General features: G+C 73.1%; 26 protein-coding genes, 2 tRNA genes and 1 riboswitch. Of the genes, 11 read left to right on the top strand and 17 right to left on the bottom strand.

The annotated features are described in order from the left end of the window. Positions 1-44: 44 nt before the first annotated feature. The 3 genes from ACL06G_RS11515 to ACL06G_RS11505 are packed head-to-tail and all read right to left on the bottom strand — an operon-like array spanning position 45 to position 2,070. Positions 45-743 (bottom strand): class I SAM-dependent DNA methyltransferase, encoded by a 699-nt coding sequence (locus ACL06G_RS11515; RefSeq protein ID WP_412786892.1) that lies wholly within the window; start codon positions 741-743, stop codon positions 45-47. Next, positions 740-1,396 carry a TIGR04282 family arsenosugar biosynthesis glycosyltransferase gene (locus tag ACL06G_RS11510; protein WP_412835831.1) on the bottom strand — a complete coding sequence of 219 codons (657 nt, stop codon included), beginning with the start codon at positions 1,394-1,396 and terminating at the stop codon, positions 740-742. Before ACL06G_RS11510 ends, ACL06G_RS11515 begins: the two co-directional genes overlap by 4 nt. Next, entirely contained in the window at positions 1,393-2,070 is a 678-nt protein-coding gene (locus ACL06G_RS11505) for a glycosyltransferase family 2 protein (RefSeq protein ID WP_412786890.1), read from the bottom strand. Before ACL06G_RS11505 ends, ACL06G_RS11510 begins: the two co-directional genes overlap by 4 nt. Before the next feature lie 125 nt (positions 2,071-2,195). On the opposite strand from ACL06G_RS11505, the gene ACL06G_RS11500 reads away from it, so the two are divergent. The 7 genes from ACL06G_RS11500 to ACL06G_RS11470 all read left to right on the top strand — a co-directional run bounded on the left by ACL06G_RS11500 (position 2,196) and on the right by ACL06G_RS11470 (position 10,777). Beyond that, the gene (locus ACL06G_RS11500) at positions 2,196-2,945 is read left to right on the top strand and encodes a response regulator transcription factor (protein ID WP_412786889.1); all 750 of its coding nucleotides are present in this window, start codon (positions 2,196-2,198) and stop codon (positions 2,943-2,945) included. Further along, entirely contained in the window at positions 2,938-4,083 is a 1,146-nt protein-coding gene (locus ACL06G_RS11495) for a sensor histidine kinase (protein WP_412786888.1), read from the top strand. Before ACL06G_RS11500 ends, ACL06G_RS11495 begins: the two co-directional genes overlap by 8 nt. A 68-nt stretch (positions 4,084-4,151) precedes the next feature. Continuing rightward, positions 4,152-5,513, top strand: coding sequence for a deoxyguanosinetriphosphate triphosphohydrolase (locus ACL06G_RS11490; protein ID WP_412786887.1), 1,362 nt, complete (start codon positions 4,152-4,154; stop codon positions 5,511-5,513). A 160-nt stretch (positions 5,514-5,673) separates the two neighbouring features. Then, a complete protein-coding gene (locus ACL06G_RS11485; RefSeq protein ID WP_412835830.1) occupies positions 5,674-6,927 on the top strand; it encodes an NAD(P)/FAD-dependent oxidoreductase in 1,254 nt (417 codons plus the stop codon). Positions 6,928-6,992: 65 nt separating this feature from the next. Continuing rightward, entirely contained in the window at positions 6,993-7,508 is a 516-nt protein-coding gene (locus tag ACL06G_RS11480; protein WP_412835829.1) for a GNAT family N-acetyltransferase, read from the top strand. A 9-nt stretch (positions 7,509-7,517) separates the two neighbouring features. Next, complete coding sequence (gene dnaG / locus ACL06G_RS11475) at positions 7,518-9,431, top strand: DNA primase (RefSeq protein ID WP_412835828.1); 1,914 nt, start codon at positions 7,518-7,520, stop codon at positions 9,429-9,431. 125 nt (positions 9,432-9,556) lie between these two features. Then, positions 9,557-10,777, top strand: coding sequence for an RNA polymerase sigma factor (locus ACL06G_RS11470; protein WP_412786927.1), 1,221 nt, complete (start codon positions 9,557-9,559; stop codon positions 10,775-10,777). Between the two features lie 76 nt (positions 10,778-10,853). Here the strand turns inward: ACL06G_RS11470 and ACL06G_RS11465 are convergent, their stop codons facing one another. The 3 genes from ACL06G_RS11465 to ACL06G_RS11455 all read right to left on the bottom strand — a co-directional run bounded on the left by ACL06G_RS11465 (position 10,854) and on the right by ACL06G_RS11455 (position 12,907). Beyond that, on the bottom strand, positions 10,854-12,260 hold the full coding sequence (locus tag ACL06G_RS11465; protein WP_412835827.1) for an FGGY family carbohydrate kinase: 1,407 nt from the start codon (positions 12,258-12,260) through the stop codon (positions 10,854-10,856). 273 nt (positions 12,261-12,533) lie between these two features. Next, a tRNA-Ile gene (locus ACL06G_RS11460) sits at positions 12,534-12,607 on the bottom strand. Between the two features lie 227 nt (positions 12,608-12,834). Further along, positions 12,835-12,907: transfer RNA gene (locus ACL06G_RS11455), tRNA-Asn, on the bottom strand. A gap of 134 nt (positions 12,908-13,041) precedes the next feature. On the opposite strand from ACL06G_RS11455, the gene ACL06G_RS11450 reads away from it, so the two are divergent. Then, positions 13,042-13,338 carry a YtxH domain-containing protein gene (locus ACL06G_RS11450; protein ID WP_412786882.1) on the top strand — a complete coding sequence of 99 codons (297 nt, stop codon included), beginning with the start codon at positions 13,042-13,044 and terminating at the stop codon, positions 13,336-13,338. A gap of 29 nt (positions 13,339-13,367) precedes the next feature. Here ACL06G_RS11450 and ligD read toward each other — a convergent pair whose 3' ends face one another. Further along, entirely contained in the window at positions 13,368-14,252 is an 885-nt protein-coding gene (gene ligD, locus ACL06G_RS11445; RefSeq protein WP_412786881.1) for a non-homologous end-joining DNA ligase, read from the bottom strand. A 31-nt stretch (positions 14,253-14,283) separates the two neighbouring features. Between ligD and ku the strand changes: the two genes are divergently transcribed. Continuing rightward, positions 14,284-15,360, top strand: coding sequence for a non-homologous end joining protein Ku (ku, locus tag ACL06G_RS11440; RefSeq protein ID WP_412835826.1), 1,077 nt, complete (start codon positions 14,284-14,286; stop codon positions 15,358-15,360). 44 nt (positions 15,361-15,404) lie between these two features. Here ku and ACL06G_RS11435 read toward each other — a convergent pair whose 3' ends face one another. From ACL06G_RS11435 to ACL06G_RS11415, 5 genes are all read right to left on the bottom strand, one after another. Then, positions 15,405-16,262 carry an energy-coupling factor ABC transporter ATP-binding protein gene (locus ACL06G_RS11435; RefSeq protein ID WP_412835825.1) on the bottom strand — a complete coding sequence of 286 codons (858 nt, stop codon included), beginning with the start codon at positions 16,260-16,262 and terminating at the stop codon, positions 15,405-15,407. Then, positions 16,259-17,020 (bottom strand): cobalt ECF transporter T component CbiQ, encoded by a 762-nt coding sequence (gene cbiQ, locus ACL06G_RS11430; RefSeq protein WP_412835824.1) that lies wholly within the window; start codon positions 17,018-17,020, stop codon positions 16,259-16,261. The genes ACL06G_RS11435 and cbiQ overlap by 4 nt, the downstream gene beginning before the upstream one ends. A 6-nt stretch (positions 17,021-17,026) precedes the next feature. Beyond that, complete coding sequence (locus tag ACL06G_RS11425) at positions 17,027-17,386, bottom strand: energy-coupling factor ABC transporter substrate-binding protein (protein ID WP_412786877.1); 360 nt, start codon at positions 17,384-17,386, stop codon at positions 17,027-17,029. Further along, entirely contained in the window at positions 17,383-18,108 is a 726-nt protein-coding gene (locus tag ACL06G_RS11420) for an energy-coupling factor ABC transporter permease (protein ID WP_412786876.1), read from the bottom strand. Before ACL06G_RS11420 ends, ACL06G_RS11425 begins: the two co-directional genes overlap by 4 nt. A 28-nt stretch (positions 18,109-18,136) precedes the next feature. After that, positions 18,137-18,332: riboswitch (cobalamin riboswitch) on the bottom strand. A 176-nt stretch (positions 18,333-18,508) separates the two neighbouring features. Further along, positions 18,509-19,525 (bottom strand): NADP-dependent oxidoreductase, encoded by a 1,017-nt coding sequence (locus ACL06G_RS11415; RefSeq protein WP_412786875.1) that lies wholly within the window; start codon positions 19,523-19,525, stop codon positions 18,509-18,511. Positions 19,526-19,609: 84 nt separating this feature from the next. On the opposite strand from ACL06G_RS11415, the gene ACL06G_RS11410 reads away from it, so the two are divergent. Continuing rightward, positions 19,610-20,077 carry a MarR family winged helix-turn-helix transcriptional regulator gene (locus ACL06G_RS11410; RefSeq protein WP_412786874.1) on the top strand — a complete coding sequence of 156 codons (468 nt, stop codon included), beginning with the start codon at positions 19,610-19,612 and terminating at the stop codon, positions 20,075-20,077. Positions 20,078-20,116: 39 nt separating this feature from the next. On the opposite strand, the gene ACL06G_RS11405 is transcribed toward ACL06G_RS11410, so the two are convergent. After that, a complete protein-coding gene (locus ACL06G_RS11405) occupies positions 20,117-21,055 on the bottom strand; it encodes an SGNH/GDSL hydrolase family protein (protein WP_412786873.1) in 939 nt (312 codons plus the stop codon). Between the two features lie 300 nt (positions 21,056-21,355). Here ACL06G_RS11405 and ACL06G_RS11400 point away from each other — a divergent pair, with 300 nt between their 5' ends. After that, a complete protein-coding gene (locus tag ACL06G_RS11400; protein WP_412786872.1) occupies positions 21,356-21,850 on the top strand; it encodes a DUF3145 domain-containing protein in 495 nt (164 codons plus the stop codon). Positions 21,851-21,952: 102 nt separating this feature from the next. On the opposite strand, the gene fabF is transcribed toward ACL06G_RS11400, so the two are convergent. From fabF to ACL06G_RS11380, 4 genes are all read right to left on the bottom strand, one after another. Beyond that, a complete protein-coding gene (gene fabF, locus ACL06G_RS11395; RefSeq protein ID WP_412786871.1) occupies positions 21,953-23,215 on the bottom strand; it encodes a beta-ketoacyl-ACP synthase II in 1,263 nt (420 codons plus the stop codon). A 75-nt stretch (positions 23,216-23,290) separates the two neighbouring features. Then, complete coding sequence (locus ACL06G_RS11390; RefSeq protein ID WP_412786870.1) at positions 23,291-23,539, bottom strand: acyl carrier protein; 249 nt, start codon at positions 23,537-23,539, stop codon at positions 23,291-23,293. A 120-nt stretch (positions 23,540-23,659) separates the two neighbouring features. Then, on the bottom strand, positions 23,660-24,694 hold the full coding sequence (locus tag ACL06G_RS11385) for a ketoacyl-ACP synthase III (protein ID WP_412786869.1): 1,035 nt from the start codon (positions 24,692-24,694) through the stop codon (positions 23,660-23,662). A 21-nt stretch (positions 24,695-24,715) separates the two neighbouring features. Beyond that, positions 24,716-25,651, bottom strand: a complete 936-nt coding sequence (locus ACL06G_RS11380; RefSeq protein ID WP_412786926.1) for an ACP S-malonyltransferase — start codon at positions 25,649-25,651, stop codon at positions 24,716-24,718. Positions 25,652-25,752: the final 101 nt, after the last annotated feature.

Here is a 25,752-nt window from a genome sequence, read left to right as displayed (position 1 = left end):
GGGGGGGGGGGGGGCCCCCCCCCCCCCCCCCCCCCCACCCCCGGTCAGTCGCGTGCGAGTGCGAGGAAGGGACGCTCGGCCACCGCCCATTCCGCGGTGACCTCCCAGCCGGCCCCCCGCGCCAGCCTCCGCACCGCCGTGCGTCCCAGCCGCGCCCAGGGGAAGGCCGGACTGAGGCCGCCTTCGCCGTCGTCCAGCCGGGCTTCCAGGTGTTCCTCGACGTCCGAAGCGGCGGCCTCGACGAAGAGCAGCCCGTCCGCGGCGACCAGGGCACGTACGCGGTCCAGCAGCGCCGCGGGATCACCGCCGATGCCGATGTTGCCGTCCATCAGCAGTGCGCTGCCCCACCTGCCCTCGGCCGGAAGCGGGTCGAAGACCGAGCGGCGCAGCGCGGTGCCGCCGCGCCGCCGGGTGCGGGCCACCGCGGCGGGGGAGGGGTCGATGCCCAGTACGGGGCGGCCGCGCCCGGCGAGTTCGGCCACCAGCCGCCCGGGACCGCAGCCGATGTCGAGCACCGAACCGCGGCAGCGGCGCAGCACGCTGCGGTCGGCCGGGTCCGCGCCGCCGCACCAGCGATGCACGTCGAGCGGCAGCAGGGACCCGTCGGGACGTCGCAGGAACAGCGGTCCGGATCCGGCCCGCAGCGCGTCCGCGTACGGGTCGGCGCCCCAGGGCTGCGGCGGTGCCGCCGCCGCGGAGTCGCGGGAGGATGTCGTGGCCGGTGGGGGAGGCGGGACGGTCACCGGACGGCCACCTCCCGTGCGGCCGCCCGGTGCACCGCGGCGAAGCGTCCACCGGGACAGGCCGCGGCCACCTCCGCGGCGTCGTCGGCGGTGTCCACGTCCCGCAGCGTGGGGATGTCGCGCACGGTCAGGCCCGCGCCCATCAGTCTGCGCCGCTGCTCCAGTCCGGTGAACTCCGTCGACATGGGGACGCCGCGCACCAGTCCCGGTTCCGGCCGGGCCAGTCCCAGGGCCCAGAAGCCGCCGTCGGCGGCCGGTCCGAACCAGGCGTCGCAGTCGTCCCAGGCCGCCGGGGCCAGCGCGGGGGCCAGATGATCCGCCGTCAGCTGGGGCGTGTCCATGCCCACCAGCAGTGCCGGTCCGTCGCAGAGGGCGAACGCCGCCTCGATCCGTTCGTCCAGTCCGCCGTCCACCTGCGGCACCACCTCGTAGCCGGCGTCCGGCGGCAGCCAGGTTCCCGGGCGGCCCGACAGCACGAGCACCCTGCGCCGTGCCGGCAGCAGCGCAACCGTCTCCAGGGTGTCCGCCAGCGACGCCTCGGCGAGCCGCGCCGCCTGTTCGGGTGTGTACGGCGGGCTGAGCCGGGTCTTGACCCTCCCCGGCACCGGTTCCTTCGCGATCACCAACAGCGTCGTGTCCCCCGCGCCGCTCAACGCAGCACCGCCCGCATGTCCTTCACGGCCTGGGCGGTGCCGAGCCAGGTGCCGGTCACCTTCGACTCGCCCGTGCGGGGCAGGTAGTCGACCTCCGTCTCCCGGATGCGCCAGCCCGCGTCGGCCGCCCGCACCACCATCTGCAGCGGGTAGCCGCTGCGGCGGTCGGTCAGCTCGAGGTCCAGGAGTTCCTTCCGCCGGGCCACCCGCATGGGCCCCAGGTCGTGCAGCCGCACTCCGGTGCGGCGGCGCACCATGCGCGCCAGGACCTGGTTGCCCACCCGCGCGTGCAGCGGCCACGACGCCCGCGAGACGGGCCGTCTGCGGGCGAGGACGAGGTCGGCGGTGCCGTCGTGCACCTGCGCCGCGACCCGGGGCACGGCCGAGGGGTCCAAGGAGGCGTCGCAGTCGCAGAAGGCGACGAGGTCGGCCTCGGCCGCCTCGAGCCCGGCGTGGCACGCGGCGCCGAACCCGCGCCGCTCCTCGTGCACCACCAGGGCCCCGCGCTCGCGCGCGATCTCGGCGGACCCGTCGGTCGAACCGTTGTCGACGACGACGGCACGCCAGCCTTCCGGAAGCCTGTCCAGTACCCACGGCAGCGCCTCCGCCTCGTTCAGGCAGGGCAGCACCAGATCACCCGACGGGACCTCGGGGGGAGTCACCTTGTCGTTCATCGACTTCACCCTACGTACGCGCCCGGGCCCCGGCCTGTTCCCGCGCCCTTACGAAACGCGGACATCCGCCGCCCGCTGCCGCCACCGCCGGCCCGGCACCGGGAAGCTGCTGCGAGACTCGGTGTGTGCAGCAGAAGACGCCTTCATCCCGGGTCCTGGTGGTGGACGACGACCCCACCGTTCTGGAGGTGGTGAGCCGGTACCTGGGCCGGGCCGGTTACACCGTCGACCGCGCGGCGGACGGCCGCGAGGCACTCGCGCACGCCGAGTCCGCGCCGCCGGACCTGGTCGTGCTGGACCTGATGCTTCCCGGCCTGGACGGTTTCGAGGTGTGCCGTGCCCTCCGTGCCCGCGGTCCGCTCCCGGTGGTGATGCTGACCGCCCGCGGCGACGAGGAGGACCGGATCATGGGCCTCGAGATCGGCGCAGACGACTACGTGACGAAACCCTTCAGCCCCCGCGAACTGGTGCTGCGCGTGCAGTCGGTGCTGCGCCGCGCCGGTGCGGCGGCCCCGCCGGGGCCCCGGCTGAGCGGCGGCGGCATCAGCCTGGACCCGACCGCACGGACGGCGCAGGACAGTCGCGGGCCGCTGGCGCTCACCCTGCGCGAGTTCGACCTGCTGGAGCACTTCCTCCGCCACCCCGGCCGCGCCTTCAGCCGGGAGGAACTGATGTCGGACGTGTGGGGCTGGGACTTCGGCGATCTGTCGACCGTCACCGTGCACGTCCGCAGACTCCGCCACAAGATCGAGGACGATGCCGCACGCCCCCGCCTCATCGCGACGGTGTGGGGCGTGGGCTACCGCTTCGACGGCGGGCCGCGACGTGCGCCGCAGCAACCCGCCCCGGACCGGGAAAGGGGCGCCGATGGGTGACCTCGTGCTGATCGCCCTGTACGCGGCCGCCGGCTCCGCGTGCGCCGGCCTGCTGGGCGTGCTCGCGCTGCGGGCACTGCGCCGCCGCTCGATCACGGTCTCCCTCACGGTCCTGGCGGCCGTCGCCGTGTCCGCGATGCTCGCAGGCACCCTCTCGGTGGCGTGGGCGATGTTCCTCTCCTCGCACGACCTGGCCGTCGTCACCATGGTGTGCGCCGCTGCCGCCGCCACCTCCACACTGACCGCGGTCCTGCTGGGGCGCAGTGTCGTCGCCGGGCACCGCCGTCTGGAGGCGGCGGCCCGGGTACTCGGTGAGGACGGTGGGTTCCGCCGTCCCGACGTTCCGATGCCGGCGGAACTCGCCGCGCTCGCCGACCAGCTGGCCGACACCACCGACCGCCTCACCGCCTCCCGCGAACGGGAGCAGGCCCTGGAGGCGTCCCGGCGGGAACTGGTCGCCTGGATCTCGCACGACCTGCGGTCCCCGCTGGCCGGACTCCGTGCCATGGCCGAGGCCCTCGAGGACGGCATGGCGGAGGACCCGGCCCGCTACCACCGGCAGATGCGCGGCGAGGTCGAACGTCTCTCCGGCATGGTGAACGACCTGTTCGAGCTGTCCCGGATCCAGGCGGGGTCCCTGGTGCTGTCGCCCGCCCGCGTCTCCGCCTACGACCTGGTCAGCGACGCCATCGCCGGCGCCGACCCGCTCGCTTCCGGCCGGGGCGTGCAGGTCGCCGACGAGGGCGTGGCCCCGCTCCCGCTGGACGTGGACGGCAAGGAGATGACGCGGGTCCTCGCCAACCTGCTGGTCAACGCCATCCAGCGCACCCCCGCCGACGGGACCGTCGCCGTCGCCGCCCACGCGGTCTCCGGCTCCGCGGTGCTCTCCGTGACCGACGGCTGCGGCGGCATCCCCGACCAGGACCTTCCCCGGGTCTTCGACACGGGCTGGCGGGGCACGGCCGCGCGCACGCCTCCGGCCGGCGCGGGGCTGGGGCTGGCGATCGTGCGTGGCATCGTCGAGGCCCACGCGGGCAACGTCGCCGTGCACAACGTCCCCGGCGGGTGCCGTTTCGAGGTGACCCTGCCCCTGGCCCCCCGGACCGTCGCCCCGGACACCCTCGCACCAGGGGCGTGAACGAGCGACCGGGCGCCGTCACGACCTCCCGTGCGCCTCCCGGCGCGGGGCGGCGTACGGTCGGCGCCATGGACGGCACACACGCCACCGGCGCCCCGCCCGACACCTCGCCGGCCCCGGACGGCCCCTACCGCCGCGAGGACGTCGCCCGCTGGGCACCCGAGCCCGACAAGCGGCCCGGCCGCACCGCGTTCCAGCGGGACCGCGGCCGGGTGCTGCACTCGGCCGCGCTGCGCCGCCTCGCCGGGAAGACGCAGGTCGTGCCCGCGGTGCCCGCCGTCCTGCCCGGCGAGCACCCGTCCCCCGCGGGAGGAGTGTGGGACGCCAGCCCGCGGACCCGCCTCACCCACTCCCTGGAGTGCGCGCAGATCGGACGCGAACTCGGCGCCGCACTCGGCTGCGACCCCGACCTCGTCGAAGTGGCATGCCTCGCCCACGACCTCGGCCACCCGCCGTTCGGCCACAACGGTGAGCGCGTCCTCAGCGGCGTCGCCGAGCCCTGCGGCGGTTTCGAGGGCAACGCCCAGTCGCTGCGCCTGCTCGCCCGGCTGGAACCGAAGCGCTTCGTCGAGCCACCGGACAGCGACGGGGAACCGGTGAGCGTCGGCCTCAACCTCACCCGGGCCTCCCTCGACGCCGCCACCAAGTACCCGTGGCCGCGCGGCGGCGACCCCGCCGACCCCGTGTCGCCCAAGTTCGGCGTATACGAGGACGACCTGCCCGTCTTCCACTGGTTCCGCCGAGGCGCCCCCGCGCACCGCCGATGCTTCGAGGCGCAGGTCATGGACTGGGCGGACGACGTCGCCTACTCCGTGCACGACGTCGAGGACGGACTGCACGCCGGCCACCTCGACCCCAACCTGCTGCTGGCCGAGCCCGAGCGCCGCGACGTGTTCGACCTCGCCGCCGCCCGGTACGCGCCCGGCGCCGGCCACGAGGAACTGGCGCAGGCACTGGACGGGCTGCTCGACCAGGAATGGTGGCCCCACGGCTACGACGGCACTGCCCTCGCGCAGGGCCGGCTCAAGGACGCCACCAGCCAACTCATCGGCCGCTTCTGCCTGGCGGCCGAGGCTGCCACCCGCAGCAGGTACGGATCGGGGCGGCTCACCCGCTACGACGCGGAACTGGTCGTCCCTCCCGCCGTGCGCCTGGAATGCGCCGTCCTCAAAGCCGTCGCCGACCGCTACGTCATGCAGCGCGAGGACCAGGAACGGCTGCGCGCGGACCAGCGCGTGGTCCTGCGAGAGCTGGCGGAAGCACTGGTGGCCCGCGCACCGGAGGGACTGGACCCGCAGTACCGGTCGCTGTTCTCCCGCGCCGCGGACGACACGGCCCGGCTGCGCGTCGTCGTCGACCAGATCGCCTCGCTCACCGACGCGTCCGCACGGGCGCTGCACGCACGGCTCCTCCGGGGCGGGACCGTCTGACGCCCCAGTCCGTCACCCGGCCGCCGCCACGCCCCTTCCCGCAGCCGGGCGGATGGGAGAGGCTCGCGTGGGGAGAGTTCCGCGCAATCGGGGAATCCTGTGCAGGGAACCCTCCGAGGAGGGTATGGCCGGGGGGATCGTCTCAGCGAGGAGGCCTCACGTGGTCGACGCACATCGGACCTTCGTCATCGTCGGCGGTGGCCTGGCCGGCGCCAAAGCGGCCGAGACCCTCAGATCCGAGGGCTTCACCGGGCGCGTCATCCTGATCGGTGATGAACGCGACCACCCGTACGAACGCCCTCCGCTGTCCAAGGCGTATCTGACGGGGGAGGCCGAGCGCGACAGCCTCTTCGTGCACGCCCCCTCCTGGTACGCCGAGGCGGAGGTCGAACTGCACCTCGGCCAGCCGGCCGTGAGCATCGACCGCGAGGCGAAAGCCGTCACCCTCGGCGACGGCGCCCGCATCCACTACGACAACCTGCTCCTCGCCACGGGCGCCGAGCCGCGTCGCCTCGACGTGCCCGGAACGGACCTCGCCGGCGTGCACCACCTGCGCCGCCTCGCCCACGCCGAGCGGCTCCGTGGCGTCCTGGCCTCCCGCGGCACGGAGAACGGGCACCTGGTCATCGCCGGTGCGGGCTGGATCGGCCTCGAAGTCGCCGCCGCCGCACGCGGCTACGGGCTCGAAGTGACCGTCATCGAACCCGACCCCACCCCGCTCCACGCGGTCCTCGGCCCCCAGATGGGTGAGTTCTTCGCCGATCTTCACCGGGACCACGGCGTCCGCTTCCACTTCGGTGCCCGGCTGACGAGGATCGTCGGCGAGGACGGCATGGTGCAGGCAGTGGAGACGGACGACGGCGAGGAGCACCCGGCGCACGAGGTGCTCGCGGCGATCGGCGCCGCACCCCGCGTCGGGCTGGCCCGCGCCGCCGGGCTGGACCTGGCCGCCCGGGGCGGCGGCATCGCCGTCGACGACGCGTTCCGCACCTCCGACCCGCACATCTTCGCCGCGGGCGACGTCGCCGCACTCCAGCACCCGCTGCTCGGGATGCGGTTGCGCGTCGAGCACTGGGCGAACGCGCTGAACTCCGGCCCGTCCGTCGCTCGCGCGATGCTCGGCCAGCAGGTCTCCTACGACCGGGTGCCGTACTTCTTCTCCGACCAGTACGACCTGGGCATGGAGTACTCCGGGTGGGCGCCGCCGGGGTCCTACGACGAGGTCGTCGTCCGCGGCGATCCGGGCAAGCGCGAGTTCGTCGCCTTCTGGCTGCGAGAGGGCACGGTCCTGGCGGGCATGAACGCCAACGTCTGGGACGTGGCCGAGCCCGTCCAGCGGCTCATCCGCTCCGGACGTCCGGTCGAGCGGCACAGGCTGACCGATCCGGGCGTTCCCCTCGACTCGCTGGCCTGACCGCCCCCACCCGGCAGGTCCCGACCGCCGCCTCCCGGGGCGGGCCGCAACCGTAGGCTGGCCCCATGGCGATCCGAACCGCAGTCGTGCCCGTCGCGGACATCCTCGACCTGCGGTGGCAGGTGCTGCGGCCCGGGCTGCCCCGGGATGCGGCGGTGTTCCCCGAGGATGAGCAGCCGGGCGCCTTCCACATCGCCGCCTACGACGACGCGGAACCGGCCCCCGGCGCGGCCGGCGGCGTGAGCGGCTGCGGCAGCTTCTTCCCCGAGGCGTGCCCCGCGGTGCCGGGTGACGGCGCCTACCGCATCCGCGGCATGGCGAGCGCGCCCGGGCAGCGCGGGCGGGGGTTCGGGGCCGCGGTCCTCGACGCCGGGACACGGGAGGCAGCCGCCCGGGGGGCGCGCCTGATGTGGTGCAACGGCCGCACCGGGGCGCGGGGCTTCTACGAGCGGCACGGCTACACGACGGTCGGTGACGAGTTCGTCATCGAGGGGGTCGGCCCGCACTTCGTCTTCGCCCGTCCCCTGGACCGGCACCCGGAGCCGTGCCCACCGGACCGGGGTGTCCGCGGCGCGCCGTAGACTTCCCCCGTGGCGGGAAGGATCAACGACGACGACGTGAAGGCGGTACGGGACGCGGTTCCGATCGACGCCGTCGTCTCGGAGTACCTCCAGCTCCGGAACGCGGGCGGGGGACAGCTCAAGGGCCTGTGCCCGTTCCACGACGAGAAGTCCCCCTCCTTCCACATCAGCCCCAGCAAGGGCTTCTACCACTGCTTCGGCTGCCAGGAGGGCGGGGACACCCTCGACTTCGTGATGAAGGTCGACCACCTGTCCTTCTCCGAGGCCGTCGAACGGCTCGCCGCCCAGGCGGGCATCACCCTGCGCTACGAACAGGGCGGCTACGGGCGCGGCAGCCAGGCCGGCGAACGGACCCGGCTCGTCGAGGCCCACCGCGCCGCGGCCGCCTACTACCGTGAGCAGCTCGCTGCACCCGAGGCCGAGATCGCCCGGAGGTTCCTGGCCTCCCGCGGATTCGGCCAGGAGGCGGCGGAGCACTTCGGCGTCGGCTACGCGCCCGCCGGCTGGGACCACCTCGTGCGTTTCCTGCGGGGCAAGGGCTTCACCGACAAGGAGATGACCCTCGCGGGCCTCGCCCAGGACAGCCGCTCCGGCCGGCCCATCGACCGCTTCCGCGGCCGGCTCCTGTGGCCCATCCGGGACATCACCGGCGAGGTCGTCGGCTTCGGAGCCCGCAAACTGCGCGAGGACGACAACGGCCCGAAGTACCTCAACACCCCGGAGACCCCCCTCTACCGCAAGTCGCAGGTGCTCTACGGCATCGATCTCGCCAAGCGGGAGATCGGCAGGTCCGGCCGCGCCGTGGTCGTCGAGGGCTACACCGACGTGATGGCCTGTCACCTCGCCGGCGTCACCGGAGCCATCGCCACCTGCGGCACCGCATTCGGCGGCGAACACGTCAAGATCCTGCGCCGGGTGCTGATGGACAACTCCCGCTCCGAAGTGGTCTTCACCTTCGACGGCGACGCCGCCGGCCGCAAGGCCGCGCTGCGCGCCTTCGAGGACGACCAGAAATTCGCCGCCCGCACCTCGATCGCCATCACCCCCGGCGGCATGGACCCCTGCGAGCTGCGGCTCGCCGAGGGCGACGACGCGGTGCAGGAACTGGTGGAGGGGCGCACGCCGCTCTTCGACTTCGCGATCCGCTCCGCGGTCTCGGAACACGACCTGGACACGGCCGAGGGCAGGTCCGCCGCGCTGGAGGAAGCCGCGCCGATCGTCGCCCGCATCAAGGACGCCGCGATCCAGCACGAGTACGCCGTCCGGCTCGCCGGCCTGCTCGGGATCCTCGACACGCAGTTCGTGGTGCGCAGAGTCGGGCAGCTCGCGAAGTGGGCGCGGGAGCGCGCGGCCCGCCCAGCCCCCGCAGGCCGCCCGGGCCCGCCCCCACCGGCAGCGGCACCGGGCCGCGCCGCCCGCCCGGCGCCCGGCGGCCCGGCCCTGAACCTCCGCAGCCCGGCCCACCGGGTGGAGCGGGAACTGCTGAAGCTCGCGCTCCAACGCCCCGACCTGGTCGCCCCGACCTTCGACGCGTACGGCGCGGACGAGTTCACCGCCCCGCCGTACGCGGTCGTGCGGCAGGCCGTCGGGGCTGCCGGCGGAGTCGCCGGGGCGGACGACGAGTTCGTCGCCCGCGTCCGGGAGGCCGCGCCCGACGACACGGTGAGGAGCCTGGTCACCGAACTCGCCGTCGAACCGCTGCGGGCGGCGCGCGGCCGGGAACCCGACGTGCTGTACGCGGGAGAGCAGCTGGTCGCCGTACGGCTGGCCGCCGTCGAGGCGCGCGTCGCCGAGCTGGAGGGCACGGCCCGGCGGCTCGAGGCGCAGCGCGACCACGAGGCGGCCGCACCCGTACGCGAACAGCTCTGGGTGCTCCAGCAGTACGCCCGCGCACTGCGGGACCGCGGAGCCGACGCGCTGTAGGACCGCCCGCACCGCCCGCACCGCCTCACGCGCCCCTCCCTGGAACTCCCGCGGCCCGACGTGCCGTCAGGCCGCACCGGCCGCCGGAGATTCACCCCGCACGACCCTCGTGGGCGGAGTGTGTTCTGGCGCACACTGGTGGGCGGTGCCCGCACGTCTTCACGGCGGGGCGGTGCGCGGCTCGCCGCGGCCGGTCCCGTTGCGTTCGCCGTCGACGAACCGGCAGCGATCACTTGGAGGTCGCATCAGTGCAGACCCGGACCCCGACCAGCGCGGCCGCGGCCGCCCCGCACGCACCATCCGTCCCGCGCCCCGCCGGTGCCTCCCGCACTCCCCGTGCCGTGCCTCCGCCCGGGCGTGGCCCCGTCGCTCCCCCGAAACCCGTGCGCGGTCCCCGCTCCGGTGCCGCCGCAGCGGCAGGTGCCCCGGGCACCGGTCTCTCCGGTGACCCCTTCCGCCAGTACCTCCGCGAGATCGGCCGCATCCCGCTGCTCTCGGCCGACGAGGAGGTCGAGCTGGCCCGCAGAGTGGAGGCCGGGGTGTTCGCCCGGGAACGCCTCGCGGATTCCGCCGGACTCGACGTACCGCTCGCCCGCGACCTCGAACGGCTCGTGGCTCTCGGCCGGGCGGCGCAACGCACGCTCATCGAGGCGAACCTGCGCCTGGTGGTGTCCGTGGCGAAGCGCTACACCGGCCGCGGCCTGACCATGCTCGACCTGGTGCAGGAGGGCAATCTCGGGCTGATGCGCGCCGTCGAGAAGTTCGACCACGCGCGCGGATTCAAGTTCTCCACCTACGCGACCTGGTGGATCCGGCAGTCCATGGCCCGCGCTCTCGCGGACCAGGCCCGCACGATCCGGGTGCCGGTGCACGTGGTGGAACTCATCAACCGGGTGATCCGCGTGCAGCGGCGGCTCCTCCAGGAAAACGGCCGCGAACCGACCCCGGACGAGGTCGCCGTCCACGTCGACCTGACGGCGCAGCGGGTCACCGAGGTGCTGCGGCTCGCGCAGGAACCGCTGTCCCTGCACACGCCGGTCGGCGCGGAGGACGAGAGCGACCTCGGGGACCTCATCGAGGACGGCGACGCGGTCTCCCCGGCGGAATCGGCGACCTTCCTGCTGCTCCGGCAGCACGTGCAGGCGGTGCTCGCCACCCTCCAGGAGCGGGAGCGCCGCGTCGTGCAGCTGCGGTACGGCCTCGTGGACGGGCGCCCCCGAACCCTGGAGGAGATCGGCCGCCTCTTCGGCGTCACGCGGGAACGCGTCCGCCAGATCGAGTCGCGGACCCTCGGCAAGCTGCGCTGCCACGCGGCGGCGGACCAGCTGCGCGGCTACCTCGACTGAATTCCTGCCGGGGTTCTTCCGCAGAACCTCCCGGCAGCCGGCCGAACGGGCGACCGGTCTGCCGGGCGGCTGCCGGTCACCCGAAGGCGCCCGGATGGGTCTGCTCGCGGACCGTCGCGTACTGCTGCCGGACCGCCCGGCCCACCGCCGTGTCCTCCTCGGACGCCTCGAACACCTGGCACGCGGGGGCGGGCCAGGCCGGCGGCGCGGTCTCGCCCGACGCCGCCCAGGCTGCCTGCCGGGCCGCACCGAGAGCGGTGTAGTCGGCCGGCTCCGGCACCGCCACGCGGGCGCCGAGCAGCCCCGGCGCTGCCGCCCGCACTGCGGGAAGGCCGGCCGCGGCGCCCAGCAGGAACACCCGTCGCACCTGCACGCCGCGGCCGCGGAGGAGGTCCAGGGCGTCGGCGAGGCCGCAGAGCATTCCTTCGAAGGCCGCCCGGGCGAGATGCTCGGGGCGCATGCTCTCCCGGCGCAGCCCGTGCAGTGAGCCCGCGGTGTGAGGGAGCTCCGGGGTCCGCTCGCCCTCCAGGTAGGGCAGCAGCACCAGGCCGTAGGAGCCGGGAGTGGAACGGCAGGCCAGCTCGGAGAGCCCGTCGAGGTCGGTGTTCAGCATCTCCGCGGTGCCGCGGAGGACCCGCACGGCGTTCAGGGTGCGCACCACCGGCAGGTGGAGGCCGGTGGCGTCCGCGAAGGAGGCGATGGTGCCGGTCGGATCGGCCAGGGCCCGGTGGTGCACCGCGAAGACGGAACCGGAGGCGCCCAGCGACACCACCGCGTCGCCGATGCCGACGCCCAGCCCGAACGCGGCTGCCATCGTCTCGCCGGTTCCCGCCGAGATCAGCAGGCCCTCGGGAGTCGTGCCCGCCGTCTCGGCGGGGCCGATGACCTGCGGCAGAGTGAGCGGGTGGCCGAGCGCGAGCTCTGCGAGATCCGGGCGGTAGGACTCGGTGGCCGCCGACCAGTAGCCGGTGCCGGACGCGTCACCGCGGTCGGTGGTGCGTCGCGACGGGCGGCCCAGCAACTGCCAGGTCAGCCAGTCGTGCGGCTGCATCACCTCCACCACACGCGAGGCGGTCTCCGGGTCGGTGCGGGAGAGCCAGCGCAGCTTCGCGACGGGGTGGGCGGCCTGCGGGACGGCGCCCACCGCCTGAGCCCAGCCCTCACGGCCGCCCAGCGCGTCGACCAGGTCGGTCGCGGCACCCTGCATCGCCAGGTCGTTCCCGAGCAACGCCGGCCGTACCGGCGCCCCGGACGCGTCCAGCGCGACGACTCCTTGCTGTTGGGCGGCCACCCCGATCGCTGCCACGTCGCCCAGAAGGCCGCCCGCGGCGGCCTCACCGAGCGAGAGCAACCACGACTGCGGATCGTCCCGTTCGCCCGGGTGGTCGGCGCTTCCCTGCCGGACGATCTCGCCCGAGGAGGCGTCGCACACCACGAGGCGACTGTGGGCCGCTGCACTGTCCAGACCTGCGACTATCCCCATGGGGCGCATGATGCCGCATGGGACGCGGCGGACGACGCGGTGGCCGTGTGACTGCGGGCACAGCGCCGGAGGCGAGGCAGAGCCGGAGCCGCAGAGAGGCAGCCCTCCGGGGGCGACGGGGACCGGCGCCCCCGGACCGGGACCGCATCGGCTTCCCAGCAGCCTTGGTGGGAGGGAGAGTTGGCGTGGAGCCGAGGAGTGGGCGTGTCCTCGGACACGCCCACTCGTTGCACAGTTCGTCCGCTGCTCCGGCCGAAGCCGGGGGAGCGTGAGTGGGGCGGGTGGGACTCGAACCCACGGCCGACGGATTATGAGTCCGTTGCTCTAACCGGCTGAGCTACCGCCCCTCACGGCGCGTCGTGCACGTGTGTGCGCGTCGTCTGCCGCAGCATAGCCGCTCATACGATCTCTCGCCCGTGCCGGGATCGGATCCACGGGATCTTCGGGTGCACGTTCGTGTGCGGCCGCGAGCCGGTTGTCCGTTCCGTCCCGTGATCTCCCGGGTGGACTCTGCCGGAAGGGGCGGTGGGCGGTGCCACGACAAAGGGCCCCGTACGGGGCCCTTCGAGTGAGGCTCCCCCGACTGGATTCGAACCAGTAACCTGCCGGTTAACAGCCGGCTGCTCTGCCGATTGAGCTACAGGGGACTGACCTGCTCGGGACCGCCTTCCGGTTTCCCGGGGGCACTCCCTCGCTGCGAGCAATACATTAGCGCATGCCGGGCGCTACGCCGAAATCGGTGTGCCGCCGGGCCCATGACCGCCTCCACGAAAGGGGTGCCATGCGGTACCGAATCAGCTTCGTCCTCGGCCTGGCCATCGGCTTCGTACTCGGAACCCGCGCCGGCCGGGAGCGCTACGAGCAGATGCGTCGGCAGGCCCAGCGCCTCGGTGAGAACCCCGCCTTCCGCAACGTCGCGGAGTCCGCCGCGCAGAACGGCCGTCAGATCGCCACGCGGGCGTACGACACGGTGAACGAGCGCACCGGGCACCGCCTGCCGGACGCCGTGAGCGACCGCGTGCACTCCCTTGCCGACCACCGGGCGAACGGCGACGACTGGGGGACCGGCAGCGCCTGATCCGGGGAGGGACGTGCGGCGCCGCGGCGTCACGGGATCGTGCCCGTGCGCCGTCCGTCGCACAGCACCGCCATCGGGTCGCCCTGCCGCGCCACGCGGTCCGGGACGTCCGCGGCGGTGAAGACCAGATCCCGGGGTGTCCGGGCGGCCGCGAGCTCGTCCCAGCTCAGCGGCGTCGACACGGTCGGCTGCGGCTGGGCCCGCAGCGTGTAGGGGGCTGCCGTGGTCTTGGCCCAGGAGTTCTGCGAGTGGTCCACGAACACCTTGCCGGCCCGCAGCTTACGCGCCATCCGGTGGAGCGCCAGTGTCGGCATGGCCCGCTCCGCCTCCTGTGCGAGGCGCTTGGCGTAGGCCGAGACCGCCGAGCAGTCCGTGGGGCTGACGGCAGCCAGCAGATGCAGTCCCTTGGCTCCCGACGTCTTGGCCAGAGCCGTCAGTCCGTCCTGAGCCAGGCGTTCCCGCAACCACACCCCGACCGTGCGGCACTCCATGATCGTCGCCCCTTCGCCCGGGTCGAGGTCGAACACGATCCGGTCGGCCCTGCGCGGAGTCTCCACCCGCCACTGGTGGGTGTGCAGCTCGAGGGCCGCCAGGTTCGCCGCCCACACCAGCGTCGCCAGGTCCTCCACCACGACCTGGCGCTCCGGGACGTCCCCGCTGCGCCGGACCTCCGCCGTTCTCACCCAGTCGGGGGTTCCCGGCGGCGGGTTCTTCGCGAAGAAGCCCGCCGCCTCGACGCCGTCGGGGAAGCGGCGGAAGGACACGGCGCGGGAGCGGAGATGAGGCAGCACTGCCTCCGCGACCGCCACGTAGTAGTGGACGGCCTCGCCCTTGGTGAAGCCCGCGGCCGGGTACAGCACCTTGTCCAGATTGCTGAGGGAGAGCCGGTGGCCGTCGATCTCCGTGGTGGGCATACTCGGAAGAATCCCACAGAAGGGACAAGCGATGCGTTCCATCTGGAAGGGGGCCATTTCTTTCGGGCTGGTCTCCATCCCGATCAAGGTGGTCTCCGCCACCGAGAGCCACGGCGTCTCGTTCCGCCAGATCCACACCACCGACGGCGGCAGGATCCGCTACCGAAAGGTGTGCGAGCTCGACGGCGAGGAGGTGCCGGCCGAGGAGATCGGCAAGGCCTATCAGACCGCCGACGGCAGCGCGGTCGAGATCACCGAGGACGATCTCGCCTCCCTGCCCCTCCCGACCGCCAAGACCGTGGAGATTCTCGGGTTCCTGCCCGCCGAGGACATCGACCCCATCCGGTTGGACCGTTCGTACTACCTCACCGGCGACGGTCAGGGGGCGGCGAAGCCGTACGTGCTGCTGCGGGAGGCGCTGAACCGTTCCGGACGGGTCGCCGTCGCCAAGCTCGCCCTCCGCAACCGGGAGAGCCTCGCCATGCTCCGCGTCTACCAGGACACCCTCACCCTGCACACCATGCTCTGGCCGGACGAGGTGCGGCCCGCCGAGGGCATGGCCCCCAGCGAGAGCGTCCAGGTGCGCGACGCGGAACTCGATCTCGCCGACACCCTGATGGAGACCCTGGGCGAACTGGACATGGCGGACCTGCACGACGAGTACCGGGAAGCGCTGGAGGCCCTCGTCGATGCCAAGGAGTCCGGCGGTCCGCTGCCCACGGGGGAGCCTGCAGCCGCCACCGGGAAGGTCGTCGACCTCATGGCGATGCTGGAGACCTCCGTCCGGGAGGCACGGGAATCACGCGGCGAGCCCGAGGGGACCGGAGGCGAGGCCGAGGTCCACGACCTCCGGGACGGGCGCCGGACCCCGGCGACGGGCCAGGAAGGGAAACGCCCCGCGAAGAAGGCGGCCGCCGCGGAACCGTCTGGAGGGAAGCGCGGGACCGCGAAGAAGACCGCGGCGGCCAAGAAGGCGTCCAACGGGGCGTCCACGACCGCGGGGAGGAAATCCGCCGGCGGGAAGAAGACGACCGCGAAGTCCTCCGGCACGAAGAAGACCGCTGCCAAGAAGACGTCGGCGACCAAGCGCCCCCGCAAGTCGGCCTAGTAGCCTGCGGCCCCTGCGCGGCGCACCCCCGGGCGGGGCGGCCGTCACCCCGCCCGGCCGCCCCGCCCGGCGCGAGGGAACAACACCTCCTCGGCAGTGCGCGGCCCCGGCTCGTCCTCCCCGAGCACGCCGTACGCGCGCAGAGCGGCGGCCACGGCGGTGCCCCACGGAATCCGCAGCCCCGCCTCCGACAGCAGATCCGTTTCGGAGAGCAGCTCCTCCGTCCGGCCGGCACGCAGCCCCGCCCCCGTCAGCACGGCCGCGTCCTGTGCCCAGCGCAGCGCGAGGTCCACGTCGTGCGTCGCCATCACCACGGTGGTGCCGGAGCTCCGGAGTCCGGCGAGAACCGTGAGCAACTGCTCCTGGCCGTGCGGATCGAGCCCCGCCGTGGGCTCGTCGAGGACCAGCAGCCCCGGCCGCATCGCCACCGCGCCCGCGAGCGCCGCCCGCTTGCGCTGACCGTAGGACAGCAGATGCGTCGGACGGTCCCGCAGCGCCGCGATGCCCAGGGCGTCCAGGGACTCGTCCACCCGGCGGCGGACCTCGTCCTCGGGCACTCCCAGGTTCAGCGGGCCGAACGAGACGTCCTGGGCCACCGACGCGGCGAAGAGCTGATCGTCGGGATCCTGCACCACCAGCTGGACGGCGGTCCGCAGCCGCGTCAGGCCCGCCCGGTCGTAGCGCACCGGCGCCCCCTCCAGCAGCAGCCGTCCCGAACCGCAGCGCAGCCCGCCGGAGAGCAGCCGGAGCAGCGTGGTCTTCCCGCTGCCGTTCCGCCCGAGCAGGGCGAGCGAACGCCCCCGCTGCACGGTGAAGTCCAGGTCCCGGATCACCCACGGACCGTCCTCGTAGCGGAAGCCCGCACCGTCGAGCGCGACCAGCGGTTCGGGGGACGGGTTCAAGGAAGCAGCCTTTCCAGGACGAGGGTGGCGACGATCAGCCCGATGAGCAGCAGTGCCGTACCTGCCAGGAAGGGGCGGGACGGCAGGACGGCGGGCACCAGCACCCGCAGCGTGCCGTCGTAGCCCCGCCCCGTCAGTCCCCGCTCGAGGCGCTGGGCGCGGTCGAAGGCGCGGACGAACGCGGTGGATGCCAGGCCGGCCAGTGAGCGCCACGCGGCCGCCCGGGTGGCATGGCCCAACCGGGCCGCCTGCGCCTCCCGCACACGTCGCACGGCATCCAGCAGCAGGAAGCTCATCCGGTACATCACCAGCGCCACGTCCACGACCGCGGGGGGCACTCCGGCACGCACCAGGCGCGGCACCACGTCGGCGACGGGAGTGGTGAACGCGAACAGCAGCAGCCCGAGCGAGGCCGCCGACGTGCGCAGCAGCAGTCCGACAGCCTGGACGGGACCCTCGGGCGCCCACGAGAGACCCCAGCCGGAGCCGTCACCCGCTCCTCCCAGCCGGAACAGCAACGGGACCGCTCCGGTCACGCAGAAACCGAGGGGTACCCGGAAGGCGCGCCACAGCCGGCGCCCCGCGACGCCGGCCGGGCCGAGCAGCACGGTCAGCGTCGCGGCGGCGACGAGCGCGGCGCCCGGCCACGGCGGCAGGGCGACGGCGAGCGCGGTCAGCCCCAGCCCCAGCGCGGCCTTCTCCAGCGGGTGACGCCCCCGCCAGCGGTTCTCGTGGGCTGCGGCGTCGATGGGCAGCACGAGCGGCTACGGGACGGGTCGGCCGTCGGCCTCGCCGGCCACCGGGGCCGGTGCCGCGGCCTCGGCGGCCGCCGCGCCCTGGCGGCGTCCCCGGCGCAGCCCGAAGTAGTAGGCCACCACACCCCCGCCGAGAGCGGCCTGCAGCGCGAACAAGCCCGACGCCACTTCGCCCGACGGTGGTTCGTACACCGGTGCGAACCACGGTTCGTAGGCGGGAGCGTTCTCCTCGATGGCGCCCTGCGCCCGGGCGTCGGCACCGCCGAAGGGTTCGTCCGCGCCGTCGCCGGCGCCGATGGCCAGCGGGACCACGGCCAGGCCGACCACCACGGCGATCAGCAGCAGATTGATGCGGGTTCCGCGCGTCACCGGGCCGCCTCCTGCGTCGAGGCCGCCCGGTTCTCCGCCGCTCGAGCGGGCCCCGGGGCGAGCCGGGTCAGCACTCCGAGGCGGCGCAGCTCGCCTCGGCTGGACTGGGTCAGCAACCGCATCACCAGCACGGTGAGCAGGCCCTCGCTGACGGCCAACGGGAGCTGTGTGACGGCGAAGATGCCGCCGAACTTGGCCAGTGCTCCGGCCACGCCGGTCACCGGGTCGGGGAAAGCGAGTGCGAGCTGCACGCTGGTGACGCAGTAGGTGCTGAGGTCGGCCAGGAAAGCGCCCGCGAAGACGGCAGCCATCAACGGAGCCCCGGTGCGGACCAGCAACCGGTAGGCCCCGTAGCCCGCCCAGGGCCCGACGACCGCCATCGAGAAGGCGTTGGCCCCCAGCGTGGTCAGTCCGCCGTGGGCGAGCAGCAGCGCCTGGAAGAGAAGGGTCAGCGTGCCGAGAACCGCCATGACCGGCGGCCGGAACAGGATCGCCCCCAGCCCCGTGCCGGTCGGGTGGGAGCAACTCCCGGTGACCGAAGGGATCTTGAGTGCGGACAGGACGAAGGTGAAGGCACCCGAGGCTCCCAGGAGAAGCGTGGAATCCGGGTGTTCGCGGACCTGACGGGTGAGAGTGCGGACGCCGTGCAGGACGAACGGGGCGGCGGCGGCGCTCCAGGCGACCGCATGCCACGGGGGCAAGTACCCCTCGGCAATATGCATGTGAGTGAGACCTCTCCAGCACCTCGTGGATGGACGACGCGCCTTGGCCGGTCTCCTGGCTCACGGGTCATGCCGCCGGGGGCTCCGCCTTCCCGGCCCGTGCGGCGTACCGCAGCGGTCCAGTGGCTTCCGTTGAGGAATGGAGCCCGACTTCCCGATCACAGTGGCGAGGGCCGCACCGGATTCGCACCGGCTTCCCGAACACCAAGGCAGTGCGACAGTAGCCCGCCGTCGGACCCCTCCACAACCGTGCCCCGTTCGGCGGCCGTTGCGGCGTCGTCCCACCCATCGGCTCCCGCCCAAGGGCACGGACCGGGTTCGCGCGGGAAACCGGCCGTGCACCCCCGGCGGAACCTCTGCGGCGCCTCCTGGCGCTCCGGGTCCGCTCTCTCCCGACGACTCATTCCTCGAGGCGCACCACCATCTTTCCGGTGTTCTCCCCCTTGAGCATGCCGAGGAAGGCGTCGAGAGCGTTGTCGATACCGTCGACCACGGTCTCCCGGTAGTGCAGCTTCCCGGAACGGATCCACTCCGAGACCTCGGAGACGAACTGCTGCTGCATCCCGTAGTGGTCGGCCACCAGCATGCCCTGCATGCGGATACGCTTGCCGATCAGCATGGCCAGGTTCCGCGGTGCAGTCGGCGGTTCGGTGGCGTTGTACTGCGCGATCATGCCGCACACCGTGATGCGGCCGTGCACGTTCATCTCGCCGAGCGCCGCCTCAAGGTGATCGCCGCCGACATTGTCGAAGTAGACGTCGATGCCCTGGGGCGCCGCTGCCCGCAGCTGCTCCGCGACGGGGGCCGACTTGTAGTTGAACGCCGCGTCGAAGCCGTACTCCTCCTGCAGCAGGCGGACCTTCTCGTCGGAGCCCGCGCTGCCGATGACGCGTGACGCTCCCTTGAGGCGTGCGATCTGCCCCACCTGGCTGCCCACCGCCCCGGCCGCGCCGGACACGAACACGGCGTCGCCCTCGGTGAGGGAAGCGACCTCGAGCAGTCCCGCGTACGCGGTGAGTCCGGGCATGCCGAGGACGCCGAGGTAGGCGCTGGCGGGGGCCAGTTCGGGCGAGACGGTCGTGGCCTGCCGGGCGTCCAGCGTGGCGTACTCCCGCCACCCCTTGCCGTGCAGGACGTGGTCGCCGGCGTTGAAGCCCTCCGCGCGGGACTCCACCACGATGCCGACGGCTCCGCCGTCCATCGGTTCCTCCAGGCGGAACGGCGGTACGTAGGAGCGCCGGTCGTCCATGCGGCCGCGCATGTAGGGATCGACCGACAGGTACTGGTTCCGCACGAGGATCTGGCCGTCCGCGGGTGCCTCGACCGGCACCTCGCGCAGCGCGAAGCCGTCCGGTGCCGGCCAGCCCTGGGGCCGCTTCGTCAGGTGCCACGCGCGACCGGCGGTCGGCAGGGTCATGGGATGCCTCCATGTGTTTCAGGTGATGAAACAAGCGTGCACATGGATATTTCAGGTTGTCAAGCAATGGGGTAGAGTGGTGCCATGACTTCCGGCTCCCGTCCCGCGCTGCCGCAGCCCGATCCCCTCACCCGGGAGGTCGTCGAACTGATCGGCGGGGTCGTGGCGCGCTATCACGCGGAGTATGAGCTGGCGGCCGCGGACCACGCGCTCACCGGTGCGCAGGCCCGGGTGCTCACCCTGCTCGCGCGGCAGCCCACGCCGATGCGGAAGATCGCCGACCAGCTCCGCTGCGAACCGTCGAACGTCACGGGCATCGTGGACCGTCTGGAGGCGCGCGGTCTGGTCGAGCGTCGCCCCGATCCGGCGGACCGCAGGGTGAAGGTGGCCGCGGCCACCGAAGCGGGGCGCGACACCGCAGGGAGCCTGCGAGGGTCCCTGGACTTCGCGCGGGAACCGCTGGCCGACCTCACGTCCCTGGAGCGCCGGGTGCTGCGGGACCTGCTGGCACGCATGCTCGGCGGCTCCGAGCCCGGAGACGACCGGGCGTGAACGGGTGGCAGGGGGCAGTGGGCGCATCCCCTCGGCGCCTCAGCGATCGGTGATGCGCGCGTGGGCGAGCCGCGCCAGTGCGCTCTGCCCCTTCCGGCTGGGGTGGAACCAGTCCCACCTGCTGAGTGACGCCGCAGTGAAGCGGAAGCGGTGCACGGCGCCGCCGTCCCAGCGGCAGCGCCGCTCGGCGGAGCAGACCTCCCGCAGTGCCGCGTTGTACGCCCGTACCCGCTCCGCCACGCGCTCGCGACGGGCCTCGGCAGCCGCTCCGGTCGCCCGCGGGGCGCGCAGCATCGAGGGGCAGACTCCCAGGGCCCAGACCCGCCGTGCCTGCGGCTGCTTCCTGCCCACCCGCCACAGGTGCTTCAGGTCGGGGATGCCCGCGACGTACGCCTGTGCCCGCGGGGCCTTCCGCCACAGGGAGCGCAGGGCGTCCGCGAAATCGGCCCGGAAGGCGGCGACCGGGGTCATGGACGTCGCGGAGGGCCGGCAGGCGTCGTTGGCGCCCACCAGGACGGTCACCAGGGCCGGGGAGCGTGCCGCGGCGCGTGCCATCTGCCCGGGCAGGTCGGCCATCGTGGCCCCCGGCTCGGCGTAGTTCCGGCTGTCGCGCGCCGGGTGGTCCAGCAGTCGGCGGGCGAGGCTGTCCACCGAGGGATCGGTCCCGGTGGCCCACGAGGCCCGCGGGCACACCGCGAGCGGTCCGCAGGCGTCGAAGCCGGCTGTGATGGAGTCGCCCACGGCAGCGAGCGAGTCCGGAGAGGTGTCCCACTCGGGGCTGGCGGCCGGAGACGGCGCCGGGGAGCCGGTCGCCCCGCTCGGCGCCGCCGCGGACGAAGCGGGGCGCTCGCCGGGGGCGGTCGCGCTGTTCTGGCACGCCGTCAGAGTGAATCCGCACGCTGTCGCCGTCAGCGCCAGCAGCGCCGTTCCCGCGCGTCGCCGCAGGGAGCCGGTGCCGTGTGCGCGGGTCGTCGGCATCGGGACACCTTCCCTTCGTGGCACCTGGGCAGACGGTACGTCACGCACCGCCCCCGCGGCGCGGTAGCTTTCTCCCATGGGGCCGGGATGCTGCGTACAGGTAACCGAACGCACATCACATCGCGTCATATTCTGTCCGATTCGGCATAGTATGCCCACGATGGTGTTTACTGTTCGTCACCTCGGGAGCTGGTAGCAAGTGACCGATGGTGCAGAATGTCAGGCGCTGGTCCGGTGTGTGACCAGCAGGTACTCGAGGCCGCTGGGGAAGGCGCACCTCGAACCGCACTGGAGGTCCCCGTGACGACACGTGGAGTTCTGTTCGTCCACTCCGCACCCCGCGCACTGTGCCCGCACGTCGAATGGGCCGTGTCGGGAGTGCTCGGTGCCCGCGTCACGCTGGACTGGATCAAACAGCCCGCGTCGCCCGGCACCTGGCGTGCCGAGTTCTCCTGGCAGGGGGAGTCCGGCACCGCCTCGAAGCTCGCCTCCGCCCTGCGCGGCTGGCACATGCTGCGGTACGAGGTGACCGCGGATCCCGGCGCGACCGCGGAGGGGGAGCGGTACAGCTCCACCCCCGAACTCGGCATCTTCCACGCCGTCACCGGCGTGCACGGCGACATTCTCATCCCCGAGGACCGCCTGCGGGCCGCGATGTCCCGCTCCTCCCGCGGCGAGAGCGACCTCGAGGCGGAGATCGCCCACCTTCTCGGCAAGCCCTGGGACGACGAACTGGAGCCGTTCCGGCACGCCGGTGAGGGCGCGCCCGTGCGCTGGCTCCACCAGGTCGTCTGAGGCGCTCGCGCCTGCGCACGAGAACCTCGGACGGACGACGAAGCGCCGTTCCGGCAGGCCCTCGGGCCCGCCGGAACGGCGCTTCCGCGCGGTGAGGCGGTGTCAGACGGTCCGCAGCGCCAGCACGATGTTGTGACCGCCGAAGCCGAAGGAGTCGTTGAGCGCCGCGATGCGGCCCTGCGGAAGCTCCCGTGCCTCGTCCCGGACCACATCGGCGTCCGCCTCGGGATCGAGGTTGTCGATGTTGATGCTGGGCGGTGCCACACGGTGGTGCAGCGCCAGCACCGTCGCCACCGTCTCGATCCCGCCCGCACCGCCGAGCAGATGGCCCGTCATGGACTTCGTCGCGGACAGCGCCATGTGGTCGACGTCGTCGGAGAAGACCTTGCGCAGCGCCTTGATCTCCGCGATGTCGCCCTGCGGAGTCGAGGTGGCGTGCGCATTGACGTGCATGATCTCGTCGGCGCGCAGGTCGTTCCGCTGCATGAGGTTCTGCAGCGCGTGCGCGATGCCGTTGCCGCTCGGCTCCGGCTGGGTGATGTGGTGGCTGTCCGCCGAGACGCCCTGCCCCACGATCTCCGCGTACACCCGCGCGCCGCGGCGGGCCGCGTGCTCGGCGGACTCCAGGACGACGACGCCCGCGCCCTCGCCCATGACGAAGCCGTTGCGGTGCTCGTCGTAGGGACGGGAGGCGCCCTGCGGATCGTCGTTGTTCTTCGACATCGCCATCATGTTGCCGAACGCGGCGATGGGCAGCGGATGGATCGCCGCCTCGGTCCCACCTGCCACGACCACGTCCGCCCGCCCGGTACGGATCATCTCCACGGCGTAGCCGATCGCCTCCGAGCCGGAGGCGCACGCGCTCACCGGAGTGTGCACGCCGGCCCGCGCGTTGACCTCGAGGCCGACGTTGGCGGACGGGCTGTTCGGCATCAGCATCGGCACGGTGTGCGGCGAGACCCGCCGGACACCCTTGTCGCGGAGGACGTCGTACTGGTCGAGCAGCGTGGTCACACCGCCGACGCCGGAGGCGACGACAGTGCCGAGCCGGTCCGGATCGACACTGGCGTCCTCACCGGCGGAGGCGGTGAAACCCGCGTCACTCCAGGCCTCGCGCGCGGCGATCAGCGCGAACTGCGCCGAGCGGTCCAGCTTGCGCGCCTGCGGCCGCGGAATGATGTCGGAGGGGTCGGCCGCCGCCTGTGCGGCGATGCGCACCGGCAGATCGGCAGCCCACTCCTGATCGAGGGCACGCACACCGGACCGACCGGCGAGGAGACCCTCCCAGGTCGTCGCGCTGTCGCCACCCAGCGGTGTGGTTGCGCCGATACCGGTGACGACCACGGTGGAAGGGGTCGTGTTCATCGGAATTCTCTCTCCACGTGTCCGAGGTTCGCGCGGTGACGCTGCGGCGCCACCGCAGGGCGGCGACAGTCCGGCTCAGCCCTGGTGCTTGAGGATGTACTCGGTCGCGTCGCCGACGGTCTTGAGGTTCTTGACGTCGTCGTCCGGGATCTTCACGCCGAAGCGCTCCTCGGCGGCGACGACCACCTCGACCATGGACAGCGAGTCGACGTCGAGGTCGTCGGTGAAGGACTTCTCCTCCTGCACGTCCTCGGCGGGGATGCCGGCGATCTCGTTGACGATCTCGGCGAGACCGGCGATGATTTCTTCCTTCGTGGCGGCCATTGCGGCGCTCCTTCGTGTTGTGTCGGTCTCCCGGACGCGGCTTCCCGGCCCGGTGCTACCGCAGCGCCTCGGCATCGAGAGGCCGATGCGCTGCGAGGTTCAGGGTGATGATCTTGTCCCTCAGGGGAGGGTAACGACTGCTGCCGCGTATACGAGGCCGGCACCGAATCCGATGACCAGCGCCGTGTCGCCGCTCTTCGCCCGGCCGGTCGCCAGGAGACGTTCCATGGCCAACGGGATCGACGCGGCCGAGGTGTTGCCGGTGGTCTCCACGTCACGGGCCACCGTGACGCTGTCCGGGAGCCCCAGCGTCTTCACCATCGAGTCGATGATCCGCATGTTGGCCTGGTGCGGGATGAAGACGTCCAGGTCCTCGGGGGCGACCCCGGCCGCGGCCAGCGCCTCCTGCGCGACCTTCGCCATCTCGAAGACCGCCCAGCGGAACACGGTCTGGCCCTCCTGACGGAGCGCCGGGAACTTCACCTCCCCGGACTCGTCCAGCGGAAGCTCCGCGACGTCGCCCACCCGGAAGTCGTCCCACGGCACCGTCTGCGAGATGGCGTCCGCCTTGTCGCCCTCGGAACCCCAGACGACCGGACCGATGCCCGGCTCGTCGGCCGGGCCGACGACGGCCGCACCGGCACCGTCCCCGAACAGGAAGGCCGTGGAGCGGTCCTTCAGGTCGGTGAGGTCGGAGAGCCGTTCCACGCCGACGACCAGCACGTACTCGGCACTGCCGTCCAGGACCAGTCCCTTGCCGATGGCCAGTCCGTAGCCGAAGCCCGCGCAGGCGGCGGAGATGTCGAACGCCGCGGCCTTGCCCGTGCCCAGGCGATGGGCGATCTCGGTGGCGATCGCGGGGGTCTGCTTGAAGTGCGAGACGGTCGAGATGATGACCGCGCCGATCTGCTCCGGCGCGATGCCCGCATCGGCGACGGCCTTGCCGGCCGCCTCGAGGGTCATTTCGGCGACCGTCTCCTCCGGGCCCGCCCAGTGGCGCGTGGCGATGCCCGAACGCGAACGGATCCACTCGTCGGACGAGTCGATGTGCTGCAGGATCTCCTCGTTCGGCACCACCCGCGTGGGGCGGTAGCCGCCGACACCGTGGATGCGCGCGTACGGCGAACCCTTCGTGGGCCTGATCTTCGCGGTCATGCTCTCGATGCTCCTCTTCGGCTATTCGGCCGCAGCGGCGTGTTCGGCCACCAGGGCCCGGGCCGCGTCGAGATCGTCGGGGGACTTCAGCGCCAGGGTCCGCACCCCCGGCATGCCGCGTTTGGCGAGGCCGGTGAGGGTTCCCCCGGGGCAGACCTCGATCATGCAGGACGCACCCTGCTCCTGGAACGTCTGCATGCACAGGTCCCAGCGGACGGGGCTCGCGACCTGCGCGACGAGGCGCTGCGCGACCTCCTCCCCGCTCTTGACGACCAGGCCGTCCCTGTTGGAGACGTACGGGAGGACCGGAGAGCCGACGGACACGTCCCGCACAGCGTTCTCCAGCGCGTCCACGGCGGGAGCCATGTGCGCGGTGTGGAACGCGCCGGCGACCTTGAGCGGCATCACGCGGGTGCCCTCGGGCCGGTCGGCGGCGAGCGCCGCGAGCTGCTCCGCGGTACCGGCGGCCACGATCTGCCCGGAGCCGTTGATGTTCGCGGGAGTCAGGCCGAGCCGCTCGAGGTGTGCGGTGACGGCCTCCGGGTCCCCGCCGAGCACGGCCGACATGCCGGTCTCGGTGACGGCGGCCGCGCGGGCCATCGCCCTGCCGCGCGTCCGCACCAGGGACATCGCGTCCGCCTCGGAGAACACACCGGCGGTCGCGGCGGCCGCGAGCTCGCCGACGCTGTGGCCGGCGACGGCACCGACGGCGGCCGGCAGCCGGATTCCCTCGAGCAGCGCACCGGTGGACACCAGTGCGGAGGCCACCAGGAGGGGCTGCGCGACGGCAGTGTCCCGGATGTCCTCGGCATCCGCCTCGGTGCCGTAGTGGATCAGGTCGAGTTCGAGGGCTTCGGACCATTCCCGGAGGCGGTCGGCCACGCCGGGAAGGTCGAGCCAGGGGGTCAGGAAGCCAGGCTTCTGGGCGCCTTGGCCGGGAGCGACGAGTACGAGCACACTCACACTCTCTCTTGCGGACGTGGGTCCCCGCCGGTGGGGACCGGGACGAAGAACGGTCGAGGGAATTGTGGCTCCCCGACAAACCGTCCGCGCCAAGC

This window comes from Streptomyces callyspongiae (genome assembly GCF_047200695.1).
In the GTDB taxonomy this organism is placed as follows: domain Bacteria; phylum Actinomycetota; class Actinomycetes; order Streptomycetales; family Streptomycetaceae; genus Streptomyces.
The sequence above is the reverse complement of the archived record's forward strand: the minus strand, read 5'-3'. Positions and strand labels throughout refer to the sequence as shown.